The organism is Monashia sp. HAY1-11D, from assembly GCF_056868035.1.
Window position 1 is genome coordinate 11956 of the sequence record NZ_CP200320.1, and the last position, 13431, is coordinate 25386.

Sequence of the window (13431 nt, forward strand, 5' to 3'; positions counted from 1 at the left end):
TGAGCCCAGCAGATCAGGACTTCGGGACGGTGATCTCGCCCGAGATGATCTTCTGCTTGTAGTCGTCGAGCTTGCTCTTGATGTCGTCGATGTGACCACCGGTCGTGGCGTAGTCGACGCCGCCGGCCTTGAGGTCGAAGATCTTGTTGCCGGCCTTGAAGGTGCCGTTCTTCACCGAGGTGATGTAGTCGAAGACACCGACGTCGACCTTCTTGATCATCGAGGTCAGGATGACGTCGCGGACGTCGGCCGGAGCGGTCTTGGCCTGGTCGGAGTCGACACCGATGGCCCACTTGCCGGCCGCCTTGGCCGCCGTGAAGACGCCGCCGCCGGAGCCGCCGGCCGCGTGGTAGACGACGTCGGCGCCGCCCTGGTACATGCCGTCGGCCGCGGCCTTGCCCTTGTCGACGGAGTTGAAGCCCGAGAAGTCCGGCGGCTGCGTCAGGTACTTGACGTCGATCTTGATGTCCGGCTTGACGGCCTTGGCGCCGGCCTCGTAGCCCGCCTCGAACTTCTTGATGAGGTCGGTCTGGACGCCGCCGATGAAGCCGATGTGGTTCGTCTTGGTCTTGAGGGCGGCGGCCGCACCGACGAGGAAGGAGCCCTGCTCCTCGGCGAAGGTGATCTGTTCGACGTTCGGGCCGGCCGAGTCGGGCGAGGCGTCGTCGACGATGGCGAACTTGACGTCGGGGTTGGCCTTGGCGGTCTCCCCGACGGCCTTGGCGTACGCGAAGCCGACGGCCACGATGTTCGTGTAGCCGGCGTCGATGAGCTGCTGCAGGCGCTCCTTGCGTGCCGACTCGGGCTCGCCGTTGACCGCCGAGGCCTCCTTGGTGTCGGCGCCGAGCTCGGACTTGGCCTTGTCCAGGCCGGCAGCGGCGGCGTCGTTGAACGACTGGTCCCCGCGGCCACCCACGTCGTAGGCCATGCCGATCTTGAGCGTGCCGCCACCGGCGGAGCCGGTGGACCCGCCGCCCGTGCTGCCGGGGGACGTCGTGTTGCCGGTGCTGCTGCCGCAGGCCGCGAGGCCGAGAGCGGCGGCGGCCACGACAGCCGCGGCCTTCGTTGCGTGACGCAAGGGTTGCTCCTTAGGAATATCGACGAGCCGACGACGACATCGGCCCAGATAGCACGGAACTGTAGACCCGGGTGGGCAACGTTCTGCGCGGCTCGACGCAAGTCGCAGGAAGTGTTACCGATCCGCGACCGCTCCGACGTGAGATCGACAGGACACCGGGCGCCGGCTGTGCGATGGGTCCGAACCGACCGGGCGTCCCCTGCGAGGCGCCCGGGTCGCCCGGGTAGCCGACGTCCTCAGCGGGCCAGGCCGAGGCGGCGGGGCCGGTCGGTCTCGACTCCGCGCCCGGAGGCCGCGGAGAAGACGACCCCGGCCAGGGTCCGCGCACCGATGGCGATGGCGGCCTCGTCGACGACGAGGTCGCCGCGGTGCAGGTCGTACGTCGGGCCACCGGGCGTCCGCGTGCCGAGCCGGGCCATGGCGCCGGGGACGTGCGTCAGGTACCAGGCGAAGTCCTCGCCGCCGAGCGACTGCGGCGTCGACGCGACGAAGGCCCCTGCGCCCGTGACCGCGGCGGTCAGCGCGTCGATGCAGCCGGCGTCGTTGACGACCGGCGGGACACCCTTGGTGATCGTCACGTCGGCGTGCACCGCGTACGGTGCGACGACGCCGTGGACGACCTCCTCGAGGAGCCGCTCGACGCCGTCCCAGATGCTCGCGTCGAGCATCCGCAGCGTGCCGCCGACCTTGCCCGAGGAGGGGATGACGTTGTGCGCGCCGCCGGAGTGGACCGAGCCCCAGACGAGCGCCGCGCCGGCACGGGGGTCGAGCCGTCGCGACAGGACGGCGGGCACGTCGGTGATGACCTTGGCCAGCGCGTACGTGAGGTCCTGGGTCAGGTGCGGCCGCGACGTGTGTCCGCCACGTCCGCTCAGCGTGACCTCGACCTGGTCGGCCGCCGCCGTGATGGCGCCGACGCGCAGCCCCACCTGGCCGGCGTCGAGGCCGGGGTCGCAGTGGAGCGCGAAGATCCGGTCGACGCCGACGAGACCGTCCTGGGCCACGACGTCCTCGGCGCCGCCGGGCATCAGCTCCTCGGCCGGCTGGAAGACGAGGCGTGCGCCGACGCGAGCCGCGATGAGGCGTGCCTCGACCTGCTTGAGCGCGAGAGCGGCGCCGAGCAGGGCCGTCGTGTGCACGTCGTGGCCGCACGAGTGGCTGACGCCGTCGGTGCCGGAGGCGAACTCCAGCCCGGTGGTCTCGCGGATCGGCAGGGCGTCGAGGTCGGCCCGGAGCGCGACCCGCTGCACGGGGTCGGCGGCTCCGAGGTCGGCGACCAGGCCGGTGCCCCGGAGCCGGCGCACCCGGATGCCGGCGTCCTCGAGACGCTCGGCCACCGCCGCGGTGGTGCGGACCTCGCCGCGCCCGAGCTCGGGGTGGGCGTGCAGGTCGCGACGGAACGCGATGAGCTCGGCCACGTGCTCCTCGACGACGCGCCCGATGGCGTCGAAGGGCAGCGGGAGCGCGGCGTCGGTCACGAGCACGGGATTGTAGCGAGAGGATGGACCCTCCCCGGCATCCGGGGAGAGTCGGCGTGGGCCTCACCCCGACGAGGACCGGCAGGAGGCGGCGTGGACGGACGGGCGGCGGAGGCGTCGGCGGTGCCGGGCGAGCCGGCCCCGGTCGACGTCGGGGAGGTGCTGCGTCGGGTCGACGACTCCCTGCCGTTCACGACCGTCACGCCCGAGGCCTCGCCCGCGACGACGTGGTGCGCCGACGTCCTCGCCCACGCCCGCGCCGGCGCGGACCCTCTCGCGCCGTGGCGCGACGCGCTGCGCACGCAGATGACACGGCGTCATGGCGTTCCCGTCGCCCCGCACGTGCCTGCGGCGTTCGTGCTCCAGTGGTGGTGCGAGGTGGCCGCGACGCCGCTCGCCTTCGCGGCCGCCCTCGGGCCGTGGGTGCTCGCACCCGAGGCCGCCGGGCTCGGGTTCGAGCTCGCGCCGGGTCTGAACCCGCACCGGATCGTCGTCGACCCGCGGCACGTCGTCGTCACGACCGAACCCGACGACGAGGATCGTGCGGCGCTCGCCCGCAGCCGCTACGACGCCCTCGTCCACGACGTCGTCGCCGGGTTCGCGCCCGAGGTGCGGATGGGCTCGCGGCAGCGCTGGGGCGTCGTCGAGGACGTGTGGGTCACGGCGTCACGGCTGGCCACCGGTGCGGCCGGGCGGACGACCGGGCCGGAACCGCGGCGGGTCTCGTGCTGCTTCATCTACGCGCTGCCGGGGATGCGCGAGTGCGCGGCGTGCCCGCGCGGCGGATCCCCGTCGCACCGTCGATAGCCCGAACTAGGGTGTGGCCATGCCGTACCGGACCCCATCGCCCGACCTGTTCGTCGTCCGGGAGGAGGTCCGGGAGGCGCTCGACGCGGGCCGCGGCGTCGTCGCCCTGGAGTCGACGATCCTCGCGCACGGGCTGCCGCACCCGGACAACGTCGAGGTGGCCGCACGGATCGAGGACGCGGTGCGCGCCGGCGGCTCCGTGCCCGCGACGATCGCGGTGCTCGACGGGGTCGTGCACGTCGGCCTGGGTCCGGCCGAGGTCGAACGGGTCTGCACCGAGCCCGACGTCGCGAAGCTGTCGGTGCGCGACGTCGGCGTCGCCGCCGCCCTCGGGCGCACCGGCGCCACGACCGTGGCCTCGACCTCGGCCCTCGCGCACCTCGCGGGCATCCGCGTCTTCGCCACCGGTGGCCTCGGCGGGGTGCACCGCGGCGCGTCCGAGACCTTCGACGTGTCGGCCGACCTCGGCGTCATCGCGTCGACGCCGGTCCTCGTCGTCTGCGCGGGGGTCAAGTCGATCCTCGACGTCGCGGGCACGCTCGAGTACCTCGAGACGCTGTCGGTGCCGGTCCTCGGCTACCGGACCGACGCGTTCCCGGGCTTCTACCTGTCCGACTCCGGGCACCGCGTGCCGTGGCGCGTCGAGACGCCCGAGGAGGCGGCGCGCGTCGTCGCCGCCCGCGACCGCCTCGGCACCGACCGGGCCGGCGTGGTCCTGGCCAACCCGCTCCCCGAGGACCGCCAGGTCGACCGCGGCCTGCACGACCGTCTGGTGGCCGAGGGCCTCGCGGTCCTCGAGCGGGAGGGCGTGCACGGCAAGGACGTGACGCCCCGACTGCTCGAGTACTTCCACGACAGCTCGGGTGGCGAGTCCCTGCGTGCCAACGTCGAGCTCGTCCTCGCCAACGCGCGCCTGGCCGGCGAGGTGGCAGCCCACGTCGCCCGGCTGTCTCGACCGGGTGCGGGGGCCTGACCGATGCGGTCGGTGGTCGTCGTCGGTGACGTCGGGCTCGACGTCATCACGGCACCCGGTGGGCCGATCCGGTGGGGGACCGACACGCCCTCGTCGGTGCGGCTCGTGCCGGGTGGCGCCGGTGGCAACTCGGCCGCGTGGCTCGCGTGGGCCGGCATGCCGGTCACCGTGGTGGCCCGTGTCGGCAACGACCTCGCCGCCCGCGCCGTCGCCGCGGACCTCGCCGAGCGGCACGTGCGCACGGCCTTCGCCGTCGACCCGGTGCTGCCCACGTGCGTCGTCACCGTGCTGCTCGATGCGGACGGCGAGCGGACGATGCTGCCCGACCGCGGCGCGAACCGCGCCTTCTGTCCCGACGACGTGTGGCTCGCCGACCTGCCCCACGACGACCGCGAGCCGCCGCACCTGCACCTGTCCGGCTACGTCCTGCTCGACCGCGGGTCACGGGACGGCGGGCTCGAGGCGCTACGGCAGGCCCGCGACCTCGGTTGGAGCGTCTCGGTCGACCCCCAGGCGTCGGCTCTCGTCGACCGGGAAGGCGCCGAGGCCTTCCTGTCGTGGGTCGACGGCGTCGACCTGCTCCTGCCCAACGCCTCCGAGCTCGCGGCGCTCGGCGGGTTCGAGCGGGTGCTCGCCCGGGTGCGGGAGGTCGTCGCGACCGACGGCGCGTCGGGGGCCCGGTGGGTCGGCGAGGGGACCGACGAGGCGGTCGAGGCGCCCCTGGTCGAGCACGTCGACGCCACCGGAGCCGGCGACGCCTTCAACGCCGGCCTCCTGTCGGTGTGGCTGAGCGGCGGCTCGCGCGCGGCCGCGCTGCGCGCCGGCGTCGAGGCGGGCTCGTCCGCGTGCCAGGGCCTCGGGGCCCGGCCCCGCTGACCCCACCCGTCTGCTCCCCTGACCCCGCCCTCTCGCGCGGCTCACCGCGCAACTTCTCGTCCGCCGGCGGGCCGGGTGGCCGGACCGAACCGGCCGAACGGCTCCCAGGGCGCGTTTCCGAGGTTCGATCCGGCCACCGGACCCTGTGGAGGACGCGCTCGCGGCATCGACTCCGGGAGGCAGCATCGGCGCATGCGCGCGGTCAAGGCTCTGGTTCGGCTCGGCGGTACGGCGACCCGTCGGCAGCTGCGGTTGTCCGTGGTGCACTGGCGACACGTCGACGCGGCCCTCGACGCCGGCGTCGTGGTGCGCACGTCACGGGGCCGCTACTGCCTGGCCGGGACCGACGCGTCCCGCGCGGCCGCCCTCCGGCTCAGCGGAGCCGCATCGCACACGACGGCGGCGCTGCACTGGGGCTGGAAGGTGCGGATGGCGCCGCCGGAGCCGCATGTCACCGTGCGGGCCAAGCGAAGCCTGGTGGCGGGCGCGTCCGAGGGCGTGACCGTGCACTGGCGCGACCTCGACGCCGACGACGTCGCCGACGGCTGGGTGACGACGCCGGTCCGCACCCTCATCGACTGCTGCGTGGACCTGCCGTTCGCGGACGCGCTGTCGGTGGCCGACTCCGCGCGTCGCTCGGGCCTGGGGCCGCGAGAGGTCCTGGCCCGCAGCGCCTGGCTCCCCCGGCGCCAGCGGGACCGGGTGGCACGCGTCGTCGCTGCGTCGGATGCTCGAGCAGCCGGTCCGTTCGAGTCGTCGCTGCGGGCGATCGCCCTCGACGTGCCGGGGCTCGTCGTCGAACCCCAGACGCGGATCCGGTACGAGGACTTCTACGCCCGGGTCGACCTCGCGGACGAGGCTCTGCGGATCGTCCTCGAGGCCGACAGCCATGAGTTCCACGTCGAGCGCGGGGCCTTCGACCGGGACTGCCGGCGCTACAACGGCCTCGTCGTCCGCGGCTGGCTCGTGCTGCGGTTCACGTGGGAGCAGGTCATGTTCGAGCCGGGGGTCGTCAGACGTGTCCTCGAGGACGCGGTCGCCCTGCGGCGGGCCCAGGGCGTGCGTCGCCTGCGCTCGGGACGAGTGACCGGAACCAACCGGGTCCAAGGCGCCTGAGGAGGCGTGAACCGGGTTCGTTCCGGCCACCCGGCCCGGCGGAGAACGGCGGGGTGGGCGCGGCGTCGTGGGCTGGGCGGGGGCAGGAGGTCGGCGGGTCAGAAGGTCTCGCGGGGCTGGTAGGTGCCCCACACCTGGCGCAGGGCGTGGGCGACCTCGCCGCCGGTGGCGCGGGCGGCCAGCGCCTCCTTCATCGGGTAGAGGACGTTGTCGGTGCCGCGGGCGGCCTCCTGCAGCCGGGCCAGGGCGGCGTCGACCGCGGTCTGGTCGCGGCCGGCGCGCAGCGCGGCGAGCCGTTCGCGCTGCTCGACCTCGATCTGCGGGTCGACCCGCAGCGGCTCGTAGCGCTCCTCCTGCTCCAGGGTGAACCGGTTGACCCCGACGACGGTGCGTTCGCCGTTGTCGATCTGCAGCTGGACCCGGTAGGCGGAGCGTTCGATCTCGGACTTCTGGAAGCCCTGCTCGATCGCGGCGACCGCCCCGCCGCGGTCCTCGACCTGGCCGATGAGCTCGAGCGCGGCGGCCTCGATCTGGTCGGTCATCGACTCGATGACGTAGGAGCCGGCGAACGGGTCGACGGTCTTGGTCACGTCGGTCTCGTACGCGATGACCTGCTGGGTGCGCAGCGCGAGCCGGGCCGCCTTCTCGGTCGGCAGCGCGATGGCCTCGTCGAAGCTGTTGGTGTGCAGAGACTGGGTGCCGCCCAGCACCGCCCCGAGGCCCTGCAGCGCGACCCGGACGAGGTTGACCTCCGGCTGCTGGGCGGTCAGCTGCACCCCGGCGGTCTGCGTGTGGAACCGCAGCATCATCGACTTGGGGTTCGCCGCGCCGAACTGCTCCTTCATGATCCGGGCCCAGATCCGGCGGGCCGCCCGGAACTTGGCCACCTCCTCCAGCAGCGTCGTGCGCGCCACGAAGAAGAACGACAGCCGCGGCGCGAAGTCGTCCACGGCCAGGCCGGCGGCCTGCGCGGCCCGGACGTACTCCATCGCGTTGGCCAGGGTGAAGGCGATCTCCTGCACCGGCGTCGCGCCGGCCTCGGCCATGTGGTAGCCGCTGATCGAGATGGTGTTCCAGCGCGGCAGCTCCCGCTGGCAGTAGGCGAACACGTCCGCGACCAGGCGCAGCGACTCGCGCGGCGGGTAGATGTAGGTGCCGCGGGCGATGTACTCCTTGAGCACGTCGTTCTGGATCGTGCCGGTCAGCGCGTCGCCGGGCACGCCCTGCTCCTCGGCGACCAGCTGGTAGAGCAGCAGCAGCGTCGAGCCCGGCGCGTTGATCGTCATCGACGTGGAGATCTTGTCCAGCGGCAGCCCGTCGAACAGAACCCGCATGTCCTCCAGGCTGTCGATGGCCACCCCGACCTTGCCGACCTCGCCGTGCGCGATCGGCTCGTCGGAGTCATAGCCCATCTGCGTGGGCAGGTCGAAGGCCACCGACAGCCCACCGGTGCCGGCCTGCACCAGCTGGTGGTAGCGCTCGTTGCTCTCCTTGGCGGTGCCGAACCCGGCGTACTGGCGCATCGTCCACGGCCGTCCGGTGTACATCGACGGGTACACCCCCCGCGTGAACGGGTAGCCCCCCGGCGCGCCCAGCTTGGCCGCCGGGTCCCACCCCGCCAGCGCCGACGCGTCGTACACGGGCTCGATGGGCAGGTCGGACTCGGAGCGCGCGCCGGTGCTTTCAGCCATGGTGCCGAGCGTAGCCACGGGCCCGGCGCGTACGGGTCCGTCGGGGCCCCGACGTTGTCGATCTCACGTCCCCGGCAGGTGCGTCCGGCCTGCCGTAGGCGCTGGGGACCCCTCAGGCGCCGGGCGGCTCACGCGTCGGGCGGCTCACACGTCGGGCGGCTCACGCTCGGGCGGCTCACGCCTCGGTCGGCCACTGCGCCGCGACCTGCGCCCGGCGCCGCTCCCAGCTCTCGTGCATGCCGGCCATCTCCTGCGCGACGTGGTCGAGGAACTCGACGGACAGGGCGAGGCGCCGACCGGCCGCGCTGTCGACCCCGCCGACGGCCTCGAGCCCGGCCCGGACCGAGGCCTCCATCTGACCGAGCAGCCGGTCGCGGCTCAGCATCGCCTCGTGCCACGCGTCGAGGTGCACGACGTAGACGTCGCGACGCGAGCCACGCTCGCGCTCCTTGCCGATGAGGTGGGTCTGGGTCAGGTACTGGACGGCACCCGACACGGCTGCGGGGCTGACGTCGAGGGCCTCGGTGAGCTCGAGCGCGGTCATGCGTCCGTCCTCGTCGGCCAGCAGCTGGGCGAAGACGCGGGACGCGAGCCTTGGCATGCCGGCCTCGGTGAGGACGTTGCCGAACCGCTCGACGTAGGCGGCGACCGCTCGTTCGTCGCGCTCGGTCATCCACCGCTCCTTCGGTCGTCGGGCCTTCACCCTAACCATCCGCCATAACATTCAGTAAATCGTGAATCCTGTGTATTGTCGATGGCATGACCACGGCGATCGAGGTCCACGACCTCCGCAAGACGTTCGGCCACGTCGTCGCCCTCGACGGCCTCGACCTCGAGGTGTCCGCCGGCGAGATCCATGGGTTCCTCGGTCCCAACGGCGCCGGCAAGTCGACGACGATCCGGATCCTCCTCGGCCTGCTGCGCGCCGACGCCGGTCGCGCGTCGCTGCTCGGCGGGGACCCCTGGCGCGACGTCGAGACGCTGCACCGGCGTCTGGCCTACGTCCCCGGCGACGTCGCCCTCTGGCCAAACCTCACCGGCGGGGAGGTCATCGACCTGCTCGCCCGGCTCCGCGGTGGCATCGACGAGCGGCGGCGCGCCGACATGCTCGCCCGCTTCGACCTCGACCCGACGAAGAAGGGCCGCTCGTACTCCAAGGGCAACCGGCAGAAGGTCGCCTTGGTCGCCGCGCTGTCCTCCGACGTCGAGCTGCTCGTCCTCGACGAGCCCACCTCGGGTCTCGACCCGCTGATGGAGGCCGTCTTCAAGGACGCGGTCCGCGAGTTCCGCGCTGCCGGTGGCACCGTCCTGCTGAGCAGCCACATCCTGTCGGAGGTCGAGTCGCTGTGCGACCGCGTCAGCATCATCCGCGAGGGACGCAACGTCGAGTCCGGGACCCTGGCCCAGCTGCGGCACCTGTCCCGGACGCGGGTCGAGGCGACGCTCGACCGGCCGGCGGACCCGGCCCGACTCGCCGCCCTCGACGGCGTCTCCGACGTCGTGGTGTCCGACGGCCACGTCTCGTGCAGCGTCGAGAGCGCCCACCTCGGCGCGCTGCTGGCGCTGCTCGGCAGCCACGGGATCACGGCCCTGACCAGCGCCCCCCCGACGCTCGAGGAGCTCTTCATGGAGCAGTACCGGCCCAGCGCTGCCGGGGTCCGCGCCGACGGGACACCGGCCGGGGTGGCGACGCCGCGATGAGCGCCCTCACCGGAACGGGCTCGCTGCTTCGCCTGGCGTCCCGGCGCGACCGGGTCCTCGTGCCGGTGAGCGTCCTCGCCCTCACCGGGTTCGCTGCGGGGTCGGCCCGGGCGACGCTCGACCTCTACCCGACCCTCGCCGGCGCCCTGTCGGTCTTCCGACCGATCATCGACAGCCCGGCGACGGTCGCGCTCTACGGCCCGGCCACGAGCCTGAGCCTCGACTCCTTCGCGGTGTTCAAGACGATCCTGCTCGGCGGCGTCTTCGTGTGCCTGCTCGCCTACATCGTCGTGCGCCGGCACACCCGCACCGAGGAGGAGGCGGGCCGGCTCGAGCTGCTCGGCGCCGGGGCCGTCGAGCGCCGCGCACCGCTGACGGCCGCGGTCGCGCTCGGCGCCGGGGCCGTGGTCGCCACGGCCGTGCTCAGCGCCGCCGCCCTCGCCGGCGTCGGCCTCGACGGACGGGGCTCGCTCGCGTTCGCCGTGGCGTGGGCCGTCATGGGCCTGTCCTGGGTGGGCATCACCGCCGTCGCGGCCCAGCTGACCGAGACGACGCGGGGCACGGCGGCGATCTCGCTGGGGGCACTCGGCGTCGCCTTCGTGCTGCGGGCACTCGGCGACACCGCCGCGGAAGGCAGCCCGGCGCGGTTCCTCGTGTGGCTCTCACCCCTGGGCTGGGGCGAGCGTGTGTCGCCCTACGGCGCCGACGACCTCCGGCCGCTGTGGCTCGGCCTCGCCGCGTTCGTCGTCCTCGTCGGTGCGGCGTTCCGGCTGCGCGAGCGCCGCGACCTCGGTGCCGGGATCCTGCCGAGCCGACCGGGGCGGGCCCGCGGGTCGATGCGGTCCGTCGGGGGCCTGACGGCCCGTCTCGCGCGGGGGACCCTCGTCGGCTGGTCGGTCAGCGTCGTCGTCCTCGGCTCGGTCGTCGGCTCGATCGCGACGAGCGTCCAGTCGCTGGACTCGTCCGGGTCGACGCGCGAGCTCCTGCAGAAGCTCGCCGGTGCCACGGGCCAGGACAGCTCGATGGCCGACGCCTTCTTCGCGACCGAGCTGCACATCGCCGCCTACGCCGTCGCCGCGATGGGCATCTCGCTCGTGACCCGGCTGCACACGGAGGAGGCCGCGCTGCGCGCCGAGGCGCTGCTCGCGACCGGGGCGACGCGGACCCGTTGGGCCCTCTCGCACCTGCTCCTCGCGTCCGTGGCCACCGCCGGGGCGATGGGGCTCCTCGGCCTGACCGCCGGTCTGGCGGCCGGCCGGACCGCCGGAGACGGCGCCGGCTCCGTCGGCCGCCTGGTCGCGGCCGCGCTCGTCACCGTCCCGGCCATCTGGGTCTGCGTCGCCGTCGCGATGCTGCTCGTCGGGGCCGCCCCGCGGCTCACCGGTCTCGCGTGGGCGGCCCTCGTCGTCTTCCTGCTCCTCGGCGAGCTCGTCCTCGTCCTCGGCCTGCCCCCGTGGATGACCGACCTGTCGCCGTTCGGTCACGTGCCCTCGATGCCGGCCGACGAGCTGCGGGTCCTGCCCCTCGTCCTGCTCACCGGGGTCGCGGTGGCCGTCGCGGGCCTCGGGCTGGGCGCCCTGCGGCGGCGCGACATCGGCTGAGCGTCACCCGCCCGGGCGGGCGCCGGCGCGTGTCGGGCCGTGGTCGGGCCGGGGCCGGGCGGGGGCCGGGCGGGGCTCGGACCCGCTCGGCCACCTGGCTGCCCATCGGTACGGTGTCCCCCATGAGTGCGATCCCCGGCTTCTGGGCCGTCATCCCCGCCGGCGGGTCCGGCACGCGGCTCTGGCCGATCTCGCGCCGCCAGTCCCCCAAGTTCCTCCACGACCTCACCGGGTCCGGACAGTCGCTCCTGCGCGCCACGTGGGACCGGCTCCAGCCGCTCGTCGGCGAGCAGATGCTCGTCGTGACGGGCATCGCGCACGAGGACGCCGTCCGGGCGCAGCTGCCGATGCTCGGGCACGACGCGGTCGTCGGGGAGCCCTCGCCGCGCGACTCGATGCCGGCGATCGGCCTCGCCGCCGCGATCCTCGAGCGGCGTGACCCGGAGGCCGTGCTCGGGTCGTTCGCCGCCGACCACGTCATCGCCGACACGGACGCCTTCGAGCGCGCGGTCCGCGAGGCCGTCGCCGTCGCGCGGGAGGGCGAGCTCGTCACCATCGGCATCGAACCCACCCACGCGGCAACCGGATTCGGCTACATCCGACTCGGTGCACCGCTGGCCGTCGCGGGTGCACCGAGCGCCCACCGTGTCGACGACTTCGTCGAGAAGCCGGACGCCGACACCGCACGCCGCTACCTCGAGACCGGCGAGTACCGTTGGAACGCAGGGATGTTCGTCGTCGGCGCCACGACCCTGCTCGAGCTGCTCGCAGAGAACCACGCCGACATGGTGGACCACCTCCGGATCATCGCGGCGGACCCGCGTCGCATGCGCGACCTCTGGCCCGGACTCCAGAAGATCGCCATCGACCACGCCGTGGCCGAGCCGGCCGCCGCCGCGGGGCGGGTCGCCGTCGTGCCGGCGGCGCTCGGCTGGGACGACGTCGGGGACTTCGCCTCCCTGACCCATCTCGTCGACGCGTCGAGCGACGTGCCGGGCATCACCGCGATCGGGCCCTCCGACGACATCCTCAGCATCGACTCCACGGCGACGGTCGCCACCGGAGGCCGTCTCGTGGCCCTCATCGGCGTCGAGGACCTCGTCGTCGTCGACACCCAGGACGCCCTCCTCATCACCCGACCGGAGCGCGCCCAGGACGTCAAGCGGATCGTCGAGGAGCTCACCGCCCGCGGGCGCACCGACCTCACCTGACTCACCTCGCGGCGTCCGCGCCGGCCCTGTCACAGCGAACCCGCCCGTGGTGAGCCGGGAGGCGCGACAGTGGAGCCATGACCTCGATGCTGCCCGACGAGGGCGAGTACCTGACGACGGGCTGGGAGCGCGACCTCGACCCCGCCGACTCCCTCGTGCGCCAGGGCATCGACGCGCACGTGTCATGGGCCCGCGCCCTGACGACGGCGGCGCGCGGGCGCTTCGTCGACGCCGACAGCTTCTCCGCGGGCATGGGGGGTGGCGCCTCGGCGATGCTCAACTGGGCGATCGTCACGCGTCCACCCGACGACTGGGGTGCGCTCGCCGCCGGCGTCGTCGCGACCTACGGGCCCGACGCGTCGGCCATCCTCGTGAGCCCCTTCCCGGCCCCAGACCTCGCGGCGCACGGGCTGGGGCTCGTCGGGCACCCCCCGTTCATGCTCCGCCCGACGTCGACCGTCACCGAGCCGCCGGTCTCGACCGTCGACGTGCGCGAGGCCACCGACCCGGTCGCCCTCGCCGACGCCCAGCGCGTTCTCGTCGAGGGCTACCCGATGCCGGACATGGCCCAGCTGCCGCCCGGTGACTTCTACCGTCCGGAGGTCGTCGACGGCAGGACGCGGATCTTCGTCGGCTACGTCGACGGCGAGCCGGCGGCGACGTCGGCCGCGCACTCGGCGGCCGGGCTGACCGTCGTCGAGAACGTCGCGGTCCTGCCGTCGGCCCGCGGCCGTGGCGCCGGCGCGGCCCTGACGTGGGCGGCCACGACGGCCTGGCCCGGGCAGCCGGCGGCGCTCGTCGCGAGCGACGCCGGCCAGCCGGTGTACGAGCGGCTCGGCTACCTGCGCCTCGTCCGCTGGACGTGCTGGGTCAAGCCGTAGAACCCGGCCAGAACCCGT

12 protein-coding genes are annotated in these 13431 nt (G+C 73.9%); 8 read left to right on the forward strand and 4 right to left on the reverse strand.

The window, feature by feature from the left end; translation table 11 throughout:
- Positions 1-13: 13 nt before the first annotated feature.
- On the reverse strand, positions 14-1078 hold the full coding sequence (locus tag AC1VM9_RS00045; RefSeq protein WP_481342180.1) for a BMP family lipoprotein: 1065 nt from the start codon (positions 1076-1078) through the stop codon (positions 14-16).
- 236 nt (positions 1079-1314) lie between these two features.
- Entirely contained in the window at positions 1315-2556 is a 1242-nt protein-coding gene (locus AC1VM9_RS00050) for an amidohydrolase (RefSeq protein WP_481346886.1), read from the reverse strand.
- Between the two features lie 93 nt (positions 2557-2649).
- On the opposite strand from AC1VM9_RS00050, the gene AC1VM9_RS00055 reads away from it, so the two are divergent.
- From AC1VM9_RS00055 to AC1VM9_RS00070, 4 genes are all read left to right on the forward strand, one after another.
- Positions 2650-3363 carry a (2Fe-2S)-binding protein gene (locus AC1VM9_RS00055; protein ID WP_481346887.1) on the forward strand — a complete coding sequence of 238 codons (714 nt, stop codon included), beginning with the start codon at positions 2650-2652 and terminating at the stop codon, positions 3361-3363.
- Positions 3364-3382: 19 nt separating this feature from the next.
- A complete protein-coding gene (locus AC1VM9_RS00060; RefSeq protein ID WP_483120437.1) occupies positions 3383-4336 on the forward strand; it encodes a pseudouridine-5'-phosphate glycosidase in 954 nt (317 codons plus the stop codon).
- Between the two features lie 3 nt (positions 4337-4339).
- Entirely contained in the window at positions 4340-5212 is an 873-nt protein-coding gene (locus AC1VM9_RS00065; protein ID WP_481342177.1) for a carbohydrate kinase family protein, read from the forward strand.
- Positions 5213-5404: 192 nt separating this feature from the next.
- Positions 5405-6328 carry a DUF559 domain-containing protein gene (locus AC1VM9_RS00070; protein WP_481342176.1) on the forward strand — a complete coding sequence of 308 codons (924 nt, stop codon included), beginning with the start codon at positions 5405-5407 and terminating at the stop codon, positions 6326-6328.
- A gap of 98 nt (positions 6329-6426) precedes the next feature.
- Here the strand turns inward: AC1VM9_RS00070 and AC1VM9_RS00075 are convergent, their stop codons facing one another.
- Both AC1VM9_RS00075 and AC1VM9_RS00080 read right to left on the reverse strand, forming a co-directional pair.
- Positions 6427-8019, reverse strand: coding sequence for an acyl-CoA mutase large subunit family protein (locus tag AC1VM9_RS00075; protein WP_483120438.1), 1593 nt, complete (start codon positions 8017-8019; stop codon positions 6427-6429).
- Positions 8020-8194: 175 nt separating this feature from the next.
- Positions 8195-8692, reverse strand: coding sequence for a GbsR/MarR family transcriptional regulator (locus AC1VM9_RS00080; protein ID WP_481342174.1), 498 nt, complete (start codon positions 8690-8692; stop codon positions 8195-8197).
- 86 nt (positions 8693-8778) lie between these two features.
- On the opposite strand from AC1VM9_RS00080, the gene AC1VM9_RS00085 reads away from it, so the two are divergent.
- The 4 genes from AC1VM9_RS00085 to AC1VM9_RS00100 all read left to right on the forward strand — a co-directional run bounded on the left by AC1VM9_RS00085 (position 8779) and on the right by AC1VM9_RS00100 (position 13413).
- A complete protein-coding gene (locus AC1VM9_RS00085) occupies positions 8779-9720 on the forward strand; it encodes an ABC transporter ATP-binding protein (RefSeq protein WP_481342173.1) in 942 nt (313 codons plus the stop codon).
- The gene (locus tag AC1VM9_RS00090) at positions 9717-11321 is read left to right on the forward strand and encodes an ABC transporter permease (RefSeq protein ID WP_481342172.1); all 1605 of its coding nucleotides are present in this window, start codon (positions 9717-9719) and stop codon (positions 11319-11321) included. The genes AC1VM9_RS00085 and AC1VM9_RS00090 overlap by 4 nt, the downstream gene beginning before the upstream one ends.
- A gap of 122 nt (positions 11322-11443) precedes the next feature.
- Complete coding sequence (locus tag AC1VM9_RS00095) at positions 11444-12532, forward strand: mannose-1-phosphate guanylyltransferase (protein ID WP_481342171.1); 1089 nt, start codon at positions 11444-11446, stop codon at positions 12530-12532.
- Positions 12533-12609: 77 nt separating this feature from the next.
- The gene (locus AC1VM9_RS00100; protein ID WP_481342170.1) at positions 12610-13413 is read left to right on the forward strand and encodes a GNAT family N-acetyltransferase; all 804 of its coding nucleotides are present in this window, start codon (positions 12610-12612) and stop codon (positions 13411-13413) included.
- Positions 13414-13431 lie beyond the last annotated feature (18 nt).

Excerpts from the sequence above, each read along its gene's own strand:
- AC1VM9_RS00060 (WP_483120437.1), top strand. The coding sequence starts at position 3,383 with ATGCCGTACCGGACCCCATCGCCCGACCTGTTCGTCGTCCGGGAGGAG.
- AC1VM9_RS00065 (WP_481342177.1), top strand. The coding sequence starts at position 4,340 with ATGCGGTCGGTGGTCGTCGTCGGTGACGTCGGGCTCGACGTCATCACG.
- AC1VM9_RS00070 (WP_481342176.1), top strand. The coding sequence starts at position 5,405 with ATGCGCGCGGTCAAGGCTCTGGTTCGGCTCGGCGGTACGGCGACCCGT.
- AC1VM9_RS00075 (WP_483120438.1), bottom strand. The coding sequence starts at position 8,019 with ATGGCTGAAAGCACCGGCGCGCGCTCCGAGTCCGACCTGCCCATCGAG.
- AC1VM9_RS00080 (WP_481342174.1), bottom strand. The coding sequence starts at position 8,692 with ATGACCGAGCGCGACGAACGAGCGGTCGCCGCCTACGTCGAGCGGTTC.
- AC1VM9_RS00085 (WP_481342173.1), top strand. The coding sequence starts at position 8,779 with ATGACCACGGCGATCGAGGTCCACGACCTCCGCAAGACGTTCGGCCAC.
- AC1VM9_RS00090 (WP_481342172.1), top strand. The coding sequence starts at position 9,717 with ATGAGCGCCCTCACCGGAACGGGCTCGCTGCTTCGCCTGGCGTCCCGG.
- AC1VM9_RS00095 (WP_481342171.1), top strand. The coding sequence starts at position 11,444 with ATGAGTGCGATCCCCGGCTTCTGGGCCGTCATCCCCGCCGGCGGGTCC.
- AC1VM9_RS00100 (WP_481342170.1), top strand. The coding sequence starts at position 12,610 with ATGACCTCGATGCTGCCCGACGAGGGCGAGTACCTGACGACGGGCTGG.